This window comes from Pseudomonas sp. BSw22131 (assembly GCF_026810445.1).
GTDB lineage: Bacteria > Pseudomonadota > Gammaproteobacteria > Pseudomonadales > Pseudomonadaceae > Aquipseudomonas > Aquipseudomonas huanghezhanensis.
In genome coordinates, this window is the sequence record NZ_CP113949.1 from 3,620,530 (window position 1) to 3,640,619 (window position 20,090).

The window sequence follows — 20,090 nt, forward strand, 5'->3', positions numbered from 1 at the left end:
CAGGTCTTAACAAAAACGCCCGGCATATATGCCGGGCGTTTTTGTGTGCGCGCGAAATGATGGCCTGTAGGAGCGCGCTTGCCCGCGCTTGCGGTTTGCCTGGGATACATCCGGCGGCTTACGAAACGCAATCGCGGGCAAGCGCGCTCCTACAGGGGACGGCGGTGCTTCGAGATAAGCAAAAAGGCGCCCACAGGCGCCTTTTGCTTTAGTGCGGTGAAGCGTCAGGCCAGCTCTGCCGTGGTCTCGAAGTCGAACGTGATTTCGCCGTCCTTCAAGTCGATGTGTACAACACCGCCATGCTCGGCCAGTTCGCCAAAGAGAATCTCTTCCGCCAGCGGACGCTTGATCTTGTCCTGGATCAAGCGCGCCATTGGGCGAGCCCCCATTTGTGCGTCGTAACCACCTTCTGCCAACCAGCCACGCGCCGCCTCAGTCACCTCAAGCAGCACGCGCTTGTCTTCCAACTGCGCCTGAAGCTCTGTGAGGAACTTGTCCACCACACTTTTGATGACCTCATGGCTGAGGCGACCAAACTGAATGATGGTATCCAGACGGTTGCGGAACTCCGGCGTGAAGCTCTTCTTGATGACTTCCATCGCATCGGAGGAGTGATCCTGATGCGTGAAGCCAATCGAAGCACGCGCCGCTGTCTCTGCACCTGCGTTGGTGGTCATGATCACGATCACGTTGCGGAAATCCGCTTTGCGCCCGTTGTTATCGGTCAGTGTCCCGTGGTCCATGACCTGCAGCAGCAGGTTGAAGACCTCGGGGTGAGCCTTTTCGATCTCATCAAGCAACAACACACAATGCGGCTGCTTGGTGATGGCTTCGGTCAACAGACCGCCCTGATCGAAACCGACATAGCCTGGTGGCGCACCGATTAGACGCGACACGGTGTGACGCTCCATGTACTCGGACATGTCGAAGCGCAAAAGCTCCACACCCAACGCCTTGGCCAACTGACGAGCCGCTTCAGTCTTGCCGACACCCGTAGGCCCCGCAAACAGGAACGAACCGACTGGCTTGTCTGGTGACTTGAGGCCCGCTCGTGAAAGCTTGATCGCCGTAGCCAGCGCGTCAATCGCCGCATCCTGACCAAACACCGTGAGCTTGAGATCGCGCTGCAGGTTGCGCAGCAGCTCTTTGTCGGAGCTGTTGACGTGCTTTGGCGGAATGCGCGCGATTTTCGCGACGATGTCCTCAACCTGCGGCACTTCGATGCGCTTGACGCGCTTCTCGACCGGCTGCAGACGCTGATAGGCACCGGCCTCATCGATCACATCGATGGCCTTGTCCGGCATGTGCCGGTCATTGATGTAGCGCGAGGCCAGTTCAGCAGCTGCACGCAGTGCCTCGTCGCTGTACTCGATGCTGTGATGCTGCTCGAAACGTCCTTTCAGTCCACGCAAAATGCTGATGGTGTCTTCAACCGAAGGCTCGGATACATCGACTTTCTGGAAGCGACGCGCCAACGCCCGGTCTTTCTCGAAGATCCCGCGAAATTCCTGAAACGTTGTAGAACCGATGCAACGAATATCACCTGAAGACAGCAACGGCTTGAGCAGGTTGGAGGCGTCCATCACCCCGCCCGATGCAGCACCCGCACCGATGATGGTGTGGATCTCATCGATGAACAGGATTGCGTGAGGCCGTTTTTTCAGCTCGCCGAGTAACGCCTTGAAGCGCTTCTCGAAATCGCCGCGGTATTTGGTACCGGCAAGCAGCGCGCCGAGGTCCAGCGAGTACACGACGCTGTTCATCAACAGATCGGGCACCTGGTTGTCGACGATGCGCTTGGCGAGGCCTTCGGCGATAGCCGTTTTGCCTACGCCTGCTTCACCGACCAACAGCGGGTTGTTTTTACGGCGACGGGCGAGGATCTGAGCAACGCGCTCGACCTCAAGCTCTCGACCGACCAATGGGTCGATGCGGCCTTGTCGGGCCAATTCGTTCAGGTTGCTGGCATAGGCATCCAGAGGATTGCCTGAAGAAGAAGACTCACCGCCCTCGTCGTCCTGCATATCTTGCTCACCTTCAGACTGATCACCGTGCCCAGGCACTTTGGAAATGCCATGAGCGATGTAGTTGACTACATCGATACGGGCAACGCTCTGCTGTTTAAGCAGAAACACGGCCTGGCTTTCCTGCTCGCTGAAAATTGCGACAAGCACGTTGGCACCGGTGACTTCTCGTTTGCCGGAGCTCTGAACGTGGAAGACTGCGCGCTGGAGTACGCGCTGGAAGCCCAGGGTTGGCTGGGTTTCACGATCCTCGTCATGGACGGGGATCAGTGGTGTGGTGGAGTCGATGAACTCCTGCAGATCATGCTTGAGTTTATCGAGGTTTGCGCCGCAGGCACGCAGTACGGTGGCTGCAGCTTCGTTGTCCAATAGAGCCAGCAGCAGGTGTTCCACTGTCATGAATTCATGACGTTTGGAACGGGCCTCCTTGAAAGCCAAATTGAGTGTGACTTCGAGCTCACGGTTTAACATAGCTTCACCTCATACCCAAGTGTCCGGCGTTAACCGTCCTTCTCGATCTCACAGAGTAGCGGATGCTGGCTTTCCCTGGCGTATTGGTTGACCTGCGTTGCCTTGGTCTCGGCGATGTCGCGGGTAAACAATCCACAGACTGCCCGTCCCTCTGTATGGACGGCCAGCATGACCTTGGTCGCCAGCTCACGATTCAGGTTGAAAAAGACCTCGAGGACTTCTACAACGAAGTCCATCGGCGTGTAATCGTCGTTGAACAAAACCACCTTATACATAGGCGGCACCTGCAAAATCGGCTTGGCATCCTGGACTGCAATGCCAGCCGCGTCATCCTCGTGGGATTGCGGATCATCCTGATTGAATGTTAGTCGAATCTTGCTGATTGCATGCATGGAAAGAAAGGTTCGTTAGAAGGCGAATTGAAATAGTGAGTCGCAGTCTGACCGGTTTTCAAATGGACCGCCGCGTGACCTTGACTATCGGCTAAACGGTGTTACAAACAATAGAACCCACATTGGGTAAAAAGGGTCCGCGCAGTCAACCAAAATTTTTTAGGTCCGGCGGATTAGGTTGATGATACTCCCAACGGAGTCCTTTGCAGAGGGATGTGACTATGGCAAGCGGTAAGGTCAAATGGTTCAACAATGCCAAGGGTTTTGGGTTCATCGTCGAGGACGGCAAGACAGAAGACCTGTTTGCGCACTACTCGGCTATCAATATGGATGGTTACAAAACGCTGAAAGCAGGCCAACCGGTCAAGTTTGAAATCATCCAGGGACCCAAGGGGCTGCACGCGGTTGCGATCACAGCCGCGAACGAAACGGTTTCCCCTGCGGTGAACCAAGAGCCACACACCAATCAAGCGCATCAAAAAGAGCATGCCTGAGCCGGACCGTTCAAGCGCGAGAGCTGAAAAAGCCGGTCAGCTCACACCATAAACTGATCGGCTTTTTCTCGTCAGGACCCTGACCACAGGCAATTGCTCTGCCTTTACAGCCTTTAGTCGAAAACTGACTCCTGATTCATTTTTCTGATAGCCCCGACGGGGTCCTGCGACAGGTTGCCGCAGGGCTTGCAGCGCGGGGCTTTGAGGGTTTTTTGTCGGTTTTTCCAAAGCCGACAAACGTTTCACAAATCGTATTCGCGACCGTAGAGCGTTCAGGTTGCCCTCGTATTTATGGTCATGACCGGTGATATACTGCGGCCGGTGACCATTGGGTCATTGGGGGGCCTGGCTATCTGAAACGAGACCTTCAGCCCTCCGTAGGCTGGACTGTTACCGCAGTTCAACCGCTTGACGCTCGACTGATGCACCCCCTATCACGCGACGAAATTCTCGACTTTCGGCTCATCGATACTTGGGCGAAAGTGCCTACCCTGCGCATCTCGAAATTTTGTGTACGCTCAGCAAAGAAGAGAGTTATCCCGAAATGTCCAACCGTTCGAAGATCATCTATACCTTCACCGACGAAGCGCCTGCCCTCGCCACCTACTCACTCCTGCCTATCATCCAAGCCTTCACTTCCTCTGCTGATATCTCTGTCGAAACCCGCAACATTTCCCTCGCTGCCCGTATTCTGGCCTGCTTCCCCGAGCGCCTGGGTGACAAGAAAGTGTCTGACGACCTGGCTGAGCTTGGCGCGCTGGCGACTACGCCGGAAGCCAATATCATCAAATTGCCGAACATCAGCGCCTCGGTCCCGCAACTGAAAGCGGCGATCAAGGAACTGCAGGACAAAGGCTACGACGTCCCGAACTACCCGGACGAAGAGATCACCGAAGCCGACAAGGCCGCCCGGGCTGGCTACGACAAGGTCAAAGGCAGTGCCGTGAACCCGGTATTGCGCGAAGGTAACTCTGATCGCCGAGCGCCGCTTTCGGTCAAGAACTACGCTCGCAAGCACCCGCACAAAATGGGCGCCTGGAGTGCAGATTCGAAATCCCACGTTTCTCACATGGACAACGGCGACTTCTACGGCAGCGAAAAATCCTCGCTGATCGCAGCCGATGGCGCTGTGAAAATCGAACTGGTCGGCAAAGATGGCACCACCACCGTGCTGAAGGAAAAAACCTCAGTACTGGCCGGCGAATTGATCGACTGCGCCACTCTGAGCAAGAAAGCCCTGCGTGCTTTCGTGGCCAAGGAAATCGAAGACGCCAAGAAGCTGGGCGTGCTGTTCTCCGTCCACCTCAAAGCCACCATGATGAAGGTCTCTGACCCGATCATGTTCGGTGAGATCGTGGCCGAGTACTATCAGGACGCGCTGAACAAGCACGCCGACGTACTGAAAGAAATCGGCTTCAACCTCAGCAACGGCATTGGCGATCTGTACTCGCGCATCAAGTCGTTGCCAGCTGAGAAGCAAGCAGAGATCGAAGCAGACCTGCAAGCGGTCTACGCGACCCGCCCTCCTCTGGCGATGGTCAACTCCGACAAAGGCATCACCAACCTGCACGTGCCGAGCGACGTCATTGTCGACGCTTCGATGCCTGCGATGATTCGTGACTCCGGCAAAATGTGGAACACCGAAGGCGTCCTGCAAGACACCAAGGCCCTTATCCCGGATCGCTGCTACGCCACCATCTACCAGGCGGCCATCGAAGACTGCAAGAAACACGGCGCCTTCGATCCAACCACCATGGGCAGCGTGCCAAACGTTGGCCTGATGGCGCAGAAAGCCGAAGAGTACGGCTCGCACAACAAGACCTTCCAGATTGACACCGATGGCGTTGTCCGGGTAACCGACGACAAAGGCGCTGTGTTGATGGAACAGGCTGTTGAGGCCGGAGATATCTGGCGCATGTGCCAGACCAAGGACGCGCCGGTCCAGGACTGGGTCAAGCTCGCCGTCAACCGTGCTCGCGCCAGCGGCACGCCAGCGATCTTCTGGCTGGACCCTGAGCGCGCTCACGACGCGATGATGATCACCAAGGTCGAAAAATACCTGAAAGATCACGACACCAACGGCCTGGACATGAGCATCCAGTCTCCCGTCGACGCGATGAAGGTTTCTCTGGAGCGCATCCGCGCTGGCAAGGACACCATCTCGGTGACCGGTAACGTGCTGCGCGACTACCTGACTGACCTGTTCCCGATCATGGAGCTGGGCACCAGCGCCAAGATGCTGTCGATCGTGCCACTGATGAACGGCGGCGGTCTGTTCGAAACCGGTGCTGGCGGTTCGGCACCCAAGCACGTTCAGCAACTGGTAGAAGAAAACTTCCTGCGCTGGGATTCGCTGGGTGAGTTCCTGGCGCTGGCGGCCTCCCTTGAGCACCTGGGCTCTACCTACAACAACCCGAAAGCGTTGGTGTTGGCGACCGCTCTGGACAAGGCTACCGGTCAGTTCCTTGACAACAACAAATCGCCATCGCGCAAAGTCGGCGGCATCGACAACCGCGGCAGCCATTTCTACCTGGCCACTTACTGGGCACAGGCATTGGCTGAACAGACTGAAGATACCGCGCTGCAAGCGCAGTTCACTCAGTTAGCAAAAACCCTGGCCGACAACGAAGCGACCATCGTCGCCGAGCTGAATGCCGTGCAGGGCAAGCCTCTGGATATCGGCGGCTACTACTTCGCCACTCCAGAACTGGCGAGCAAGGCCATGCGTCCGAGCAACACCCTTAATGCTGCGATTGACGCGCAGAAGTAAGGTTGCTTTAACGCAGACTAAAGCCCCGGCCCCGTGCCGGGGTTTTTACTTTCGGATCACCGCTTGCTCGCGGATGAGCGCAATCGCTGTAGGAGCAATCGGAGGTTACGACGGTCGCGAACGTGTTTTTCCTGACACACCGCATCGCGCCCCTCGCAAACTCGGAATGCTCCTACAGGTCTTCATAAGGCAGGCCCATGGATTTCAACCCACACATCACCGTAGCGACCATCGTTGAAGATGACGGCCGCTTTCTGTTCGTCGAAGAACTGAAGAACGGCAAGCTGGTGCTCAACCAGCCCGCCGGTCATCTGGATCCGAACGAGACACTGCGTGACGCAGCGATTCGTGAAACGCTCGAAGAAACCGGCTGGGACGTCGAATTGACCGGCGTAGTCGGCATTTATCTGTACACCGCGCCGAGCAATGGCGTGACTTACCAGCGCGTCTGCTTCTCGGCCAAAGCCGTCAAACATCATCCTGAGCGAGCGCTGGATACTGGCATCACCGGCGCGCCCTGGATGACCCGCGATGAACTGGCCGGCCAACCAGAGCGCTGGCGCAGCGAGCTGGTACTGCGCTGCGTCGATGAATACCTTGCCGGCCCGATCCACAGTCTGGATGTAGTACGTGACTGAAGAGCTTTTTCGCCTTGGCGTCGACACCCTGCTAGAATCGCGTCCTTTTCCAAGCCACCCATTGAATTCCTATGTCTGATTCAGCCTTTTCCACACCAGAGAAGAAGCGCGTCATCGTCGGCATGTCCGGCGGCGTGGATTCTTCAGTTTCCGCCCTCCTGCTCATGGAGCAGGGTTACGAGGTGGAAGGCCTGTTCATGAAGAACTGGGAAGAAGACGACGGAACCGACTACTGCACCGCCATGGACGACCTTGCGGACGCCCAGGCCGTGTGCGACCGCATTGGGATCAAACTGCACACCGTTAACTTCGCGTCGGAATATTGGGATAACGTCTTCGAACACTTCCTCGAAGAGTACAAGGCCGGACGTACGCCTAATCCGGACATCCTGTGTAACCGCGAAATCAAATTCAAAGCCTTCCTCGACTACGCCTTCATGCTCGGCGCCGACCTGATCGCCACCGGTCATTACGTACGTCGCCGGGACATCGACGGCCGCACCGAACTGCTCAAAGGCCTGGACCCGAACAAGGACCAAAGCTATTTCCTGCACGCCGTCGGCGGCGAGCAGATCGCCAAGACGCTATTCCCGGTCGGCGAGCTGGAAAAGCCGCAAGTGCGCGCCATCGCCGAGAAGTACGAGCTGGCCACGGCCAAGAAGAAAGACTCCACCGGCATCTGCTTTATCGGCGAGCGTCGCTTCACCGACTTCCTCAAACAGTACCTGCCCGCACAGCCAGGCGAAATCAAGACCACCGAAGGCGAGGTCATCGGCCGCCACGCGGGCCTGATGTACCACACCATCGGCCAGCGTCAGGGCCTGGGCATTGGTGGGCTGAAGGATGCCAGTGATGAGCCATGGTATGTGCTGGTCAAGGACCTGGAGCACAACGAGTTGATCGTCGGCCAGGGCAACGAACACCCGTGGCTGTTCTCCCGTGCCCTGCTCGCGTCGGAAATCTACTGGGTCAATGAAATTGATCTGACCACCCCACGCCAGCTGACCGCGAAAGTGCGTTATCGCCAAGGGGACCAGCGATGCACGCTTGAGCGCATCGCCACCGGCTACCGCGCCACGTTCGACGAACCGCAGCGCGCTGTTACGCCGGGCCAATCGGTCGTCTTCTATGATGGCGAGATCTGCCTGGGCGGCGGCGTCATCGAAATTGCCGAACCCTGGCACAGCAAGGATGGACATTGATGAGTCCGCTTCAAGAGCAACTGATTGCATTGGGCGGCGTGTTTCAAGCGGCGGTGCTGGTCGATCGCATCGCCAAGACCGGGCAGGCCGGTGAAGCCGCTGTTGGCTGTATGCTCGGCAGCCTGTTGGTGCTGGACCCCAAGGACACCCTGGAAGTGTACGGTGGCGACGACCTGAACCTTCGCGAAGGCTATCGCGCCCTCGCCAGCGCTCTTGAACGTGACCCTGGCACCCTGCAGCGCGAACCGCTGCGTTACGCGTTGTCGATGCTCGGCCTTGAGCGTCAGTTGTCCAAACGCGACGACATGCTGGAAGTCATCGGCAAACGCTTGCCGCAAATCAAATCCCAGGTTGAACACTTCGGCATCGTGCACGAGAACGTGGTTGCGGCCACTGGCGCGCTGTATCAGGACACTCTGAGCACCCTGCGCCAGCGGATTCAAGTGCACGGCGACATGCGCAACCTCCAACAACCGAACAATGCATCGAAAATCCGCGCGCTGTTGCTGGCCGGTATTCGCTCCGCTCGTCTTTGGCGACAAGTGGGCGGCCACCGCTGGCAACTGGTAGTAAGCCGTCGCAAGTTATTGAAAGAGCTGTACCCGTTGATGCACGGCTGATTTTCCCCGCGCCATCATCACGCGTTTTACCAAGCACTGCGCGATCTACGGCGGCGAGTCCAAGTCGGCTCCGCTGATTTTTCATGTATGATACGCGCCCCTTTTCGTTGCCCGACTGTCCGAGAACACCCCATGCAGCTTTCTTCGCTCACTGCGGTTTCCCCTGTAGACGGCCGCTACGCCGGCAAAACCCAGGCCCTGCGCCCTATTTTCAGCGAATACGGCCTTATCCGTTTTCGCGCTCTGGTCGAAGTTCGCTGGCTTCAACGCCTGGCGGCTCACCCCCAAATCCCTGAAGTGCCGGCCTTCTCCGCCGAAGCGAACGCCATCCTCGACGCGCTGGCCGATGACTTCGCTCTCGAACACGCCGAGCGCGTGAAAGAGATCGAACGCACCACCAATCACGACGTAAAAGCCATTGAGTACCTACTCAAGGAGCAGGCGGCCAAGCTGCCGGAGTTGGCAAAGGTCAGCGAGTTCATCCACTTTGCCTGCACCAGCGAGGACATCAACAACCTGTCCCATGCCCTGATGCTGCGCGAAGGCCGCGATACCGTGCTGCTGCCACTGATGCGTCAGATCGCCGAATCCATCCGTGAGCTGGCAATCCGTTTCGCTGCGGTGCCGATGCTGTCGCGCACCCATGGCCAGCCAGCCTCCCCGACCACACTGGGCAAGGAACTGGCGAACGTCGTTTACCGTCTGGAGCGCCAGATCGCTCAGGTCGCCGCCGTTCCGCTGCTGGGCAAGATCAACGGTGCCGTGGGCAACTACAACGCCCACCTGTCGGCCTATTCGGACATCGACTGGGAAGCCAACGCTCGCGCCTTCATCGAAGATGAGCTGGGCCTGGGTTTCAACCCGTACACCACGCAAATCGAACCGCACGACTACATCGCCGAGCTGTTCGACGCCATCGCGCGCTACAACACGATCCTGATCGACTTCGACCGCGACATCTGGGGCTATATCTCCCTGGGTTATTTCAAGCAGCGCACCATCGCAGGCGAAATCGGCTCCTCGACCATGCCGCACAAGGTCAACCCGATTGACTTCGAAAACTCCGAAGGCAACCTGGGCATCGCCAACGCATTGTTCCAGCATCTGGCGAGCAAGCTGCCAATCTCCCGCTGGCAGCGTGACTTGACCGACTCCACCGTGCTGCGCAACCTGGGCGTGGGCTTTGCTCACAGCGTGATTGCTTACGAGGCGAGCCTCAAAGGCATCAGCAAACTAGAGCTCAACGAGCAAAAGATTGCCGCTGATCTGGACGCTTGCTGGGAAGTTCTGGCTGAACCCATCCAGACCGTCATGCGTCGCTACAACATCGAGAACCCGTACGAGAAGCTGAAAGAACTGACACGCGGCAAGGGCATCAGCCCGCAAGCGCTGCAGACTTTCATCGACGGCCTCGACATGCCTGCCGCAGCCAAGGCCGAGCTCAAGAAGCTCACGCCGGCCAATTACATCGGTAACGCCGTGGCGCAAGCCCAGCGCATCTGATCGTAGCGCCCACGCTCTGAACGCCCGGCTGAGCCGGGCGTTTTTATTTCATTCAGCAAAACGCAATTTTTCAATAGGTTACACATGAATCCTGATATTCCTCTTCAGCTGCTTGGCGGCATCAGTGCTCGCGCTTTTCTGCGTGACTACTGGCAGAAAAAACCCCTGCTGATCCGTCAGGCCATTCCGGACTTCCAGAATCCGATCGACGCCGATGAACTGGCAGGCCTGGCTCTGGAAGAAGAAGTCGAATCACGTCTGGTCATCGAGCATGGCGAGCGCCCATGGGAACTGCGCCGCGGCCCGTTCGCCGAAGACGCATTCAGCCAACTGCCGGAGCGCGAGTGGACGTTGCTGGTTCAGGCCGTTGACCAGTTCGTGCCAGAAGTCAGCGAGCTGTTGGAGCACTTCCGCTTTTTGCCGAGCTGGCGCATCGACGATGTGATGATCAGCTTCGCCACGCCAGGCGGCAGCGTGGGCCCGCACTTTGATAACTACGATGTATTCCTGCTGCAAGGCCACGGCAAACGTCACTGGCAGATCGGTCAGATGTGCGACGCCGAAACTCCGCTGCTCGAGCATGCCGATCTGCGCATCCTGTCTGACTTCCAGGCCACCGAAGAATGGACGCTGGAACCCGGCGACATGCTATACCTGCCGCCCCGTCTGGCCCACTGCGGCGTCGCGGTCGATGACTGCATGACGTACTCGGTAGGCTTTCGTGCGCCAAGCGCCGCCGAAGTGTTGACTCACTTCACGGACTTCCTCAGCCAGTTCATCCCTGACGAGGATCGCTATACCGATGCCGATGCTCAGCCGGTCAGCGATCCACATCAGATTCAGCACGACGCACTGGACCGTCTCAAAGCGTTGCTGAACGAACATATGAGTGATGAGCGCCTGCTGCTGACCTGGTTTGGCCAGTTCATGACCGAGCCACGTTATCCGGAGCTGGTGGTCGGACCTGAACTGGAAGAAACCGAACTGCTGGACAGCCTGGAGCAGGGCGCCGTGCTGATCCGCAACCCAAGTGCACGGTTGGCGTGGTCCGAAGTAGACGACGACCTGCTGCTGTTCGCCAGTGGCCAGAGCCGTCTTCTGCCGGGCAACCTTCGGGAGCTGTTGAAGCTGATCTGCGCCGCTGACGCGCTGCACATGGACAATCTCGGGCAATGGCTGGCCGATGAAGACGCTCGCAACCTGATCTGCGAACTGGTCAAACAAGGAAGTCTGGGATTTGCCGATGAATAAGATCCGCGTACACACGGCCAACTGGCACAAAGACAACAGTGATATCCGCCGCATCCGCGACGCCGTGTTCATCGTCGAGCAATCGATTCCGCCCGAACTCGAGTGGGACGCGGAAGATGCGGGCGCTCAGCACTTTCTGGCGTTCGAAGGGGACTTCCCCATTGGCACCTTGCGCTTGTTGCCGGATGGCGAAATCGGTCGCCTCTCGGTACTCAAGGACTGGCGCGGCCTGAACGTGGGCGACGCGTTGCTCAACGCGGCCATCGAACAGGCGGAGCGCGGCGGACTGCGACAGCAGAAGCTCAGCGCACAGGTATACGCCACGGCGTTCTATGAACGCTTCGGTTTCACAGTGGTAAGTGCCGAGTTTCTGGAAGCGGGCCTGCCTCACGTAGACATGCTCCGCAACTCGAAATAGCCCGGGAGATGCGTCACCGGTAAGGAGTTTGAATGGCGAGCGTCATTCGGACGGGTAGGTGAAGCGCTCGATTCAAGGTGGCGGACGCCCCGGCTTTCAGCTGACTATGCTGGAAGTGTCGGGGCGCTTTGCCGTCTGCGATTCAACTTGGCGCTTTTGGAGCCGACACACTGTCAAACTTAACGCCTTGATGCACCATCGCGGAGATCACCGAAATGTCGTTACCTCCCCTGCTCGCTGTTTTGCTGTTGGCGTGTAGTTTCACTGCTGTCGCAGCCACTGAAGTCGTTCCGCTCAACTACCGCACCAGCGATGAGCTGCTGCCCACCGTCAAGTCCATTCTGGGAAACGAAGGCACGGTCAGCGCGTATGGCAACAAGCTGATCATCAATGCGGAACCCGGCAAGATCAGCGAAATCCGAGACTTGCTCGGTCAATTGGACACAGCGCCCAAACGCTTGTTGATCAGCGTCGACACGAGCGACAGCAGCAACCAGAGTAATTCTGGATATTCGGTCAACGGCCAGGTGATCACGCAGAACGGCCAGGTCAGTGGACGCAACCAGACGCGAATCATCAATTACGGCTCTACCAGCCGTGACGGCGGCGTGCAGCAAGTGCAGGCCAATGAAGGCAGCCCCGCGCTGATTCAGGTCGGACAGAGCGTGCCAATCACCAGCACGCAAACCGACGGCTACGGTTATCCGCAGAGCAACACCGAGTATCGCAACGTCACCCAGGGCTTTTATGTCACCGCCAGCGTGACCGGTGACATTGTCCATCTGAGCATCAGCACCAACCGTGACCGCCTGAACGAGGAGCGGCCTGACGCGATAAAGGTACAGAGTACCGACACGCAGGTCAGCGGCAGGCTCGGCGAATGGATCACACTGGCCGGAACCAGTGATCAATCCCGCGCCGACGAACAAGGCGTGATTCGCCGTTACTCTACCCAAGGCCGTGACGACATGTCGTTGCGGGTGAAGGTCGACAGTTTGAACTGAAACACCCTTGTAGGAGCTGAAGAGCCCCCCGGCCCGTACTTCCCCACAACACCCGCAGGCCCAAAAACTGACCGGCGAGTCGCTTCCGGAAATATGTAGTGCCGCTAAATAGTCACTACAAAACGTTTGACGAGTCGAAAATGACGTTGCATCATTGCCTCGCTCCCGCTAATCAGAGTCTTGCACAAAAGCCTCCGGATCGACGCTCTAACCCAACCAACTTGAGCCGGTTCGTGTCTGTATCGCCCAAAAGGCACTTTGACGAGGTCGCGACTGGAACGAAGTTTTCCTAAGGGACGGAAGCGTTATTGGGCGGTTGGTGAAACACATTGACGAATGCACTACATGGCATTCACGAGCCAAGGTAATGCAGACGTCCTGACACCGCCCTGCCAGGCTTTCCTCTTCTGATCCCTTCGTTCAAACGTCGCCACCCGCCTGATGCAGGCTTGACGGTTCTTCTGATCAGCGAGCGGCCATCGACGTGCCAGCGACACACAGGGACGTTCATCTGGCGGAGCACAGGCGCTTACATCTCAAGACCCACTCAAGAACGATGCGACGAGGTTTACCCCATGGCACAAACACGCGAACAACAAATTGCAGCCATCGAGAAAGACTGGGCCGAGAATCCACGCTGGAAAGGCGTGACTCGCACATATTCGGCTGCTGACGTCGTCCGCCTGCGTGGTTCGGTTCAGCCTGAACACACGTTCGCAAAATTGGGCGCAGACAAGCTCTGGAAGCTGGTGACGCAGGGCGCTAAACCATCCTTCCGCCCGGACAAGGATTTCGTCAACTGCATGGGCGCCCTCACTGGCGGTCAGGCGGTGCAGCAAGTCAAAGCGGGCATTCAGGCTATTTACCTGTCTGGCTGGCAGGTCGCGGCGGACAACAACTCGGCAGAATCGATGTACCCCGACCAGTCGCTGTACCCGGTTGACTCGGTGCCCACCGTTGTAAAACGTATCAACAATTCATTCCGTCGCGCCGACCAGATTCAATGGAAAGCCGGCAAGAACCCGGGCGATGAAGGCTACATCGACTACTTCGCGCCGATCGTGGCCGACGCAGAAGCCGGTTTCGGCGGCGTTCTCAACGCCTACGAATTGATGAAAAGCATGATCGAAGCGGGCGCGGCTGGCGTTCACTTCGAAGATCAGCTCGCCTCGGTAAAAAAATGCGGACACATGGGCGGCAAGGTTCTGGTGCCCACTCAGGAAGCGGTACAAAAACTGGTGGCTGCACGTCTGGCGGCTGACGTTGCCGGCGTTCCTACAATCATCCTGGCACGTACCGACGCCAACGCAGCTGATTTGCTGACATCCGATTGCGACCCGTATGACCAGCCGTTCGTGACTGGCACTCGCACACCGGAAGGCTTCTATAAAGTGCGCGCCGGCCTTGACCAAGCCATCGCTCGCGGCCTGGCCTACGCCCCTTACGCCGACTTGATCTGGTGTGAGACGGCCAAACCAGACCTGGATGAAGCACGCCGCTTCGCCGAAGCGATCAAGAAGGAATACCCGGACCAGTTGCTGTCCTACAACTGCTCGCCTTCTTTCAACTGGAAGAAAAATCTGGACGACGCGACCATCGCCAAATTCCAGCGCGAGCTGTCGGCGATGGGCTACAAGCACCAGTTCATTACGCTGGCGGGGATCCACAACATGTGGCACAGCATGTTCAACCTGGCGCACGACTACGCCCGAAACGACATGACTGCCTACGTAAAACTGCAAGAACAGGAGTTCGCGGACGCGGCAAAAGGCTACACCTTCGTCGCGCACCAGCAGGAAGTGGGCACCGGCTACTTCGATGACATGACCACTGTGATCCAGGGTGGTAAATCTTCGGTCACCGCGTTGACCGGCTCGACCGAAGAAGACCAGTTCCACTAAGCAGCAATTCTCGCCGAACAGAAGGCCGCCCGAAAAGGCGGCTTTTTTTTCGCGCCAATGGCCTGCTTTTGCGGCAGCTGACTAGCCCGGGCGAGGCTGAGATGGCGGTGTCTCAGACAGACCTCGATCGAAGCCTCGCCCAGGCTCGTCAGCTCCTATCCAAGACAGGCAAAGATTAATTAACGGCCTTAATTATCCAAGCTATGGTTAGCACTTGACCCCTAAACTTTGTTGAAAAAGGGGTGCACAAACAACCTGATGAAACTTAAATGATATTAATTATCATTTAACACTGACGTTCTCGGTCACAGGATGTGTGAAACACAATTAATGAAAACAGGCGTGACGCCCGCAGCACATGGCTCTTAGTGATAAAACCATGACCTGTCTCATTAATCCTGTGAATAAATTTGATGCAGAAAATTTACTTGCCTCTGGTTTGCACATAAAATCGCTGAGATTGATTCACTGCGACATATCGTCACTGCCTAATCTCTTTTCAAGCACAGAGACCTTTGCTCTCTGATAAGGACTGCCAGCATGCCCGAATCGACAGGTTTGATTGCCCACAACTGGGGCTTCGCCATTTTCCTTTTGGGTGTCGTCGGGCTCTGTGCCTTCATGCTCGGCCTCTCCAGCCTCCTGGGTTCCAAAGCCTGGGGTCGTAGCAAAAACGAACCGTTCGAATCCGGCATGCTTCCAACGGGCGGCGCCCGGCTGCGTCTTTCCGCAAAATTCTATCTGGTCGCGATGCTCTTCGTGATCTTCGACATTGAAGCCCTTTTTCTCTTTGCCTGGTCTGTGTCCGTTCGCGAAAGCGGCTGGACCGGATTCGCCGAAGCTCTCGTTTTCATAGCAATTCTGTTGGCAGGTCTTGTCTACCTATGGCGTGTGGGGGCTCTTGACTGGGCGCCTGAAGGCCGTCGTAACCGGCAAGCGAAGCTAAAACAATGAGGCTTTGGCAATGCAATACAATCTCACCAGGATCGACCCGGATGCTCCTAACGAGCAGTACCCTATCGGCGAACGGGAAACCGTTTCCGATCCGTTAGAAGACCAAGTCCACAAAAACATTTACATGGGCAAGCTCGAAGACGTGCTGAACGGTGCGGTCAACTGGGGACGTAAGAACTCCCTTTGGCCCTACAACTTCGGCCTTTCCTGCTGCTACGTGGAAATGACCACCGCCTTCACGGCGCCCCACGACATCGCACGCTTCGGCGCCGAGGTCATCCGGGCATCGCCGCGTCAGGCGGATTTCATGGTTATCGCCGGTACCTGCTTCATCAAGATGGCGCCGATCATTCAGCGTCTCTACGAGCAAATGCTCGAACCTAAATGGGTCATTTCCATGGGTTCGTGCGCCAACTCCGGTGGCATGTACGACATCTACTCGGTGGTCCAGGGCGTGGACAAATTCCTGCCCGTGGATGTCTACGTGCCCGGCTGCCCGCCCCGCCCCGAAGCATTTTTGCAAGGCTTGATGCTGTTGCAGGAATCCATCGGCAAGGAGCGTCGCCCTCTTTCCTGGGTTGTCGGTGATCAAGGCGTATATCGCGCCGAGATGCCGTCGCAAAAGGAACAGCGCCGCGAACAGCGAATCGCAGTCACCAACCTGCGCAGCCCCGACGAAGTCTGATCCAGACCTGTTCCTTACAAAGAAACGCGTAGCTGGCTTCATTCTTTACGTTGACCCAAAGCGATAAAAAAACCATGACTACAGGCAGTGCTCTGTACATCCCGCCTTACAAGGCTGACGACCAAGATGTCGTCGTTGAACTGAACAACCGTTTTGGCGCCGAGGCGTTCACCGCCCAGCACACCCGTACCGGCATGCCGGTGCTGTGGGTCGAGCGCGCCAAGCTGTTTGAAATCATGACTTTCCTGCGCAACGTGCCCAAGCCGTACTCGATGCTGTACGACCTGCACGGTGTGGATGAGCGTCTGCGCACCAAGCGCCGTGGCTTGCCGGGCGCTGACTTCACGGTCTTCTATCACCTGCTCTCGGTCGAGCGGAACAGTGACGTGATGATCAAAGTCGCGCTGTCCGAGGGCGACCTCAGCGTGCCGACCATCACCAGCATCTGGCCCAACGCCAATTGGTACGAGCGCGAAGTGTGGGACATGTTCGGCATCGACTTTGCCGGCCACCCGCACATGAGCCGCATCATGATGCCGCCCACCTGGGAAGGTCACCCGCTGCGCAAGGACTACCCTGCCCGCGCCACGGAATTCGATCCGTACAGCCTGACCCTGGCCAAACAGCAGCTGGAAGAAGAAGCCGCACGTTTCCGCCCGGAAGACTGGGGTATGAAGCGTTCCGGCACCAACGAGGACTACATGTTCCTCAACCTGGGCCCGAACCACCCTTCTGCTCACGGTGCGTTCCGGATCGTGCTGCAGCTGGATGGCGAAGAAATCGTCGACTGTGTGCCGGACGTGGGCTACCACCACCGTGGCGCAGAGAAGATGGCAGAGCGTCAGTCCTGGCACAGCTTTATTCCGTACACCGACCGCATCGATTACCTCGGCGGCGTGATGAATAACCTGCCGTACGTGCTGGCGGTCGAGAAGCTGGCTGGCATCAAGGTGCCGGATAAGGTCGACACCATCCGCATCATGATGGCCGAGTTCTTCCGCATCACCAGCCACCTGCTGTTCCTGGGGACTTACATCCAGGACGTCGGCGCCATGACCCCAGTGTTCTTCACCTTCACCGACAGGCAGAAAGCCTACACCGTGATCGAAGCCATCACCGGCTTCCGTCTGCACCCGGCCTGGTACCGCATCGGTGGCGTTGCTCACGACCTGCCGCGCGGTTGGGAAAAACTGGTCAAGGACTTCGTCGAGTGGCTGCCAAAACGCCTGGACGAATACCAAAAGGCTGCGCTGGATAACAGCATTCTGAAAGGCCGGACCATCGGCGTCGCTGCCTACAACACCAAGGAAGCGCTGGAATGGGGCGTCACCGGCGCCGGCCTGCGTTCTACAGGTTGCGATTTCGACCTGCGTAAGGCGCGTCCATATTCGGGCTACCAGAACTTCGAGTTTGAAGTGCCGCTGGCCGTGAATGGCGACGCTTATGACCGTTGCATCGTGCGCGTCGAAGAGATGCGTCAGAGCATCAAGATCATTGACCAGTGCATGCGCAACATGCCTGAAGGCCCGTACAAGGCGGATCATCCGCTGACCACGCCGCCGCCCAAAGAGCGCACCTTGCAGCACATCGAGACCCTGATCACGCACTTCCTGCAGGTTTCGTGGGGCCCGGTCATGCCGGCTCAGGAATCCTTCCAGATGATTGAAGCGACCAAGGGCATCAACAGTTATTACCTGACGAGCGACGGCGGCACCATGAGCTACCGTACCCGGATCCGCACCCCAAGCTTCCCGCATCTGCAACAGATCCCTTCGGTGATCAAAGGCAGCATGGTCGCGGACTTGATTGCTTACCTGGGTAGTATCGACTTCGTTATGGCTGACGTGGACCGCTAAGCATGAATAGCACGCTTATCCAGACAGATCGTTTCGCCCTGAGCGAAACCGAGCGCTCGGCCATCGAGCACGAAATGCATCACTACGAAGACCCGCGTGCGGCGTCCATCGAAGCCCTGAAGATCGTTCAGAAGGAACGCGGCTGGGTGCCGGACGGCGCGATCTACGCCATCGGCGACGTGCTCGGCATTCCCGCCAGCGACGTTGAGGGTGTGGCGACGTTCTACAGCCAGATCTTCCGTCAGCCGGTGGGCCGCCACATCATTCGCGTGTGCAACAGCATGGTCTGCTTCATCGCCGGTCACGAAGACATCGTCAGCGAGATCCAGAGCAAGCTGGGCATCGGCCTGGGGCAAACCACCGCCGACGGCCGCTTCACCCTGTTGCCTGCCTGCTGCCTGGGCAACTGTGACAAGGCGCCTGCGGTCATGATCGACGACGATACTTTCGGCAATCTACAGCCAGCTGGCGTTGCCACCTTGCTGGAGGGTTACGTATGACCATTACATCCTTCGGCCCGGCCAACCTGATTCAACGCGCCCCGGAAACCCATCCGCTGACCTGGCGTCTGCGCGATGACGGCGAACCGGTGTGGCTAGACGAATACCAGGCCAAAGACGGTTACGCAGCGGCGCGCAAAGCGTTCGCAACGCAGTCGCCCGATGAAATCGTCCAGGCGGTCAAAGACTCCGGCCTCAAAGGCCGCGGCGGCGCAGGCTTTCCCACTGGCGTGAAGTGGGGGCTGATGCCTAAAGACGAATCCATGAACATCCGTTACCTGCTGTGTAACGCCGATGAAATGGAGCCCAACACCTGGAAAGACCGCATGCTGATGGAGCAACTGCCCCATCTGCTGGTTGAAGGCATGCTCATCAGTGCTCGCGCATTGAAGGCCTACCGTGGCTATATCTTCCTGCGTGGCGAATACGTGACTGCTGCCAGGCACCTGAATCGCGCAGTGGCTGAAGCCAAGGCCGCAGGTCTGCTGGGCAAGAACATCCTGGGCACCGGCTTTGATTTCGAACTGATCGTGCACACCGGCGCCGGGCGTTATATCTGCGGCGAAGAAACCGCACTGATCAACTCCCTGGAAGGCCGTCGCGCCAACCCGCGTTCCAAGCCGCCCTTCCCCGCCGCTGTTGGCGTGTGGGGCAAGCCTACGTGCGTGAACAACGTCGAAACCCTTTGCAACGTCCCGGCCATCGTCAACAACGGCAACGATTGGTACAAAGCCATCGCGCGTCCGGGCAGCGAAGACATGGGCACCAAGATCATGGGCTTCTCCGGCAAGGTGAAGAACCCGGGCCTGTGGGAATTGCCATTCGGCTTGCCGGCACGCGAGTTGTTCGAAGACTACGCGGGCGGTATGCGTGACGGCTTCAAGCTCAAGTGCTGGCAACCCGGTGGTGCAGGCACAGGCTTTCTGCTCCCTGAGCATCTGGATTGCCAGTTCTATGCAGGCGGTGTTGCCAAAGTGGGCACGCGGATGGGTACCGGCATGGCGATGGCTGTTGATGACAAGGTCAACATGGTCTCGCTGATGCGCAACCTGGAAGAGTTCTTCGCCCAGGAATCGTGTGGCTTCTGCACACCTTGCCGCGACGGCTTGCCGTGGAGCGTGAAAATCCTGCGTTCCATCGAACAAGGCGAGGGTCAACCGGGCGATATCGAGACGCTGCTGGGCCTGGTTAACTTCCTTGGCCCTGGCAAGACGTTTTGTGCTCACGCACCGGGCGCCGTCGAACCACTGGGCGCCGCCATCAAGTATTTCCGGTCTGAGTTCGAAGCAGGTATCGCCCCGGCACGTCCGGGCAGCCTGACTCAAGTCAGCAGTCCGACGGTGGTTGGCGCATAACAAGATAGAAAAAGTCGGCAGCCAATCAAGCGGCCGACTTCGTACCCGATGA

17 protein-coding genes are annotated in these 20,090 nt (G+C 57.9%); 15 read left to right on the forward strand and 2 right to left on the reverse strand.

The features are described 5' to 3' along the window. Nucleotides 1-224 precede the first annotated feature (224 nt). The gene (gene clpA, locus OYW20_RS16260; protein ID WP_268796973.1) at nt 225-2,495 is read right to left on the reverse strand and encodes an ATP-dependent Clp protease ATP-binding subunit ClpA; all 2,271 of its coding nucleotides are present in this window, start codon (nt 2,493-2,495) and stop codon (nt 225-227) included. 29 nt (nt 2,496-2,524) lie between these two features. Continuing rightward, nucleotides 2,525-2,887 carry an ATP-dependent Clp protease adapter ClpS gene (gene clpS, locus OYW20_RS16265; protein ID WP_268796974.1) on the reverse strand — a complete coding sequence of 121 codons (363 nt, stop codon included), beginning with the start codon at nt 2,885-2,887 and terminating at the stop codon, nt 2,525-2,527. Nucleotides 2,888-3,108: 221 nt separating this feature from the next. Here clpS and cspD point away from each other — a divergent pair, with 221 nt between their 5' ends. The 15 genes from cspD (at nt 3,109) to nuoF (ending at nt 20,038) form a co-directional block, all read left to right on the forward strand. Beyond that, nucleotides 3,109-3,381: a cold shock domain-containing protein CspD gene (cspD, locus tag OYW20_RS26010; RefSeq protein ID WP_328284786.1), complete on the forward strand. Its 273-nt coding sequence runs from the start codon at nt 3,109-3,111 to the stop codon at nt 3,379-3,381. 544 nt (nt 3,382-3,925) lie between these two features. Then, on the forward strand, nt 3,926-6,151 hold the full coding sequence (locus tag OYW20_RS16275; protein ID WP_268796975.1) for an NADP-dependent isocitrate dehydrogenase: 2,226 nt from the start codon (nt 3,926-3,928) through the stop codon (nt 6,149-6,151). Nucleotides 6,152-6,348: 197 nt separating this feature from the next. Further along, the gene (locus OYW20_RS16280; RefSeq protein ID WP_268796976.1) at nt 6,349-6,789 is read left to right on the forward strand and encodes an NUDIX hydrolase; all 441 of its coding nucleotides are present in this window, start codon (nt 6,349-6,351) and stop codon (nt 6,787-6,789) included. A 71-nt stretch (nt 6,790-6,860) separates the two neighbouring features. After that, nucleotides 6,861-7,991 carry a tRNA 2-thiouridine(34) synthase MnmA gene (gene mnmA / locus OYW20_RS16285; RefSeq protein WP_268796977.1) on the forward strand — a complete coding sequence of 377 codons (1,131 nt, stop codon included), beginning with the start codon at nt 6,861-6,863 and terminating at the stop codon, nt 7,989-7,991. Next, a complete protein-coding gene (gene hflD, locus OYW20_RS16290; protein WP_268796978.1) occupies nt 7,991-8,611 on the forward strand; it encodes a high frequency lysogenization protein HflD in 621 nt (206 codons plus the stop codon). Before mnmA ends, hflD begins: the two co-directional genes overlap by 1 nt. Before the next feature lie 132 nt (nt 8,612-8,743). Beyond that, nucleotides 8,744-10,114, forward strand: a complete 1,371-nt coding sequence (purB, locus tag OYW20_RS16295) for an adenylosuccinate lyase (RefSeq protein ID WP_268796979.1) — start codon at nt 8,744-8,746, stop codon at nt 10,112-10,114. An 84-nt stretch (nt 10,115-10,198) separates the two neighbouring features. Further along, entirely contained in the window at nt 10,199-11,365 is a 1,167-nt protein-coding gene (locus OYW20_RS16300) for a ribosomal protein uL16 3-hydroxylase (protein ID WP_268796980.1), read from the forward strand. After that, complete coding sequence (locus tag OYW20_RS16305; RefSeq protein WP_268796981.1) at nt 11,358-11,783, forward strand: GNAT family N-acetyltransferase; 426 nt, start codon at nt 11,358-11,360, stop codon at nt 11,781-11,783. Before OYW20_RS16300 ends, OYW20_RS16305 begins: the two co-directional genes overlap by 8 nt. Before the next feature lie 215 nt (nt 11,784-11,998). Continuing rightward, a complete protein-coding gene (locus tag OYW20_RS16310; protein WP_268796982.1) occupies nt 11,999-12,787 on the forward strand; it encodes a secretin N-terminal domain-containing protein in 789 nt (262 codons plus the stop codon). 575 nt (nt 12,788-13,362) lie between these two features. Beyond that, nucleotides 13,363-14,688 (forward strand): isocitrate lyase, encoded by a 1,326-nt coding sequence (aceA, locus tag OYW20_RS16315; protein ID WP_268796983.1) that lies wholly within the window; start codon nt 13,363-13,365, stop codon nt 14,686-14,688. Between the two features lie 540 nt (nt 14,689-15,228). After that, nucleotides 15,229-15,642, forward strand: a complete 414-nt coding sequence (locus tag OYW20_RS16320) for an NADH-quinone oxidoreductase subunit A (protein WP_268796984.1) — start codon at nt 15,229-15,231, stop codon at nt 15,640-15,642. A 10-nt stretch (nt 15,643-15,652) separates the two neighbouring features. Further along, the gene (locus tag OYW20_RS16325; protein ID WP_155583991.1) at nt 15,653-16,327 is read left to right on the forward strand and encodes a NuoB/complex I 20 kDa subunit family protein; all 675 of its coding nucleotides are present in this window, start codon (nt 15,653-15,655) and stop codon (nt 16,325-16,327) included. Between the two features lie 74 nt (nt 16,328-16,401). Continuing rightward, nucleotides 16,402-18,183, forward strand: a complete 1,782-nt coding sequence (gene nuoC / locus OYW20_RS16330; RefSeq protein WP_268796987.1) for an NADH-quinone oxidoreductase subunit C/D — start codon at nt 16,402-16,404, stop codon at nt 18,181-18,183. Nucleotides 18,184-18,185: 2 nt separating this feature from the next. Beyond that, a complete protein-coding gene (gene nuoE / locus OYW20_RS16335; RefSeq protein WP_268796988.1) occupies nt 18,186-18,683 on the forward strand; it encodes an NADH-quinone oxidoreductase subunit NuoE in 498 nt (165 codons plus the stop codon). Then, on the forward strand, nt 18,680-20,038 hold the full coding sequence (gene nuoF / locus OYW20_RS16340) for an NADH-quinone oxidoreductase subunit NuoF (protein ID WP_268796989.1): 1,359 nt from the start codon (nt 18,680-18,682) through the stop codon (nt 20,036-20,038). The genes nuoE and nuoF overlap by 4 nt, the downstream gene beginning before the upstream one ends. Nucleotides 20,039-20,090 lie beyond the last annotated feature (52 nt).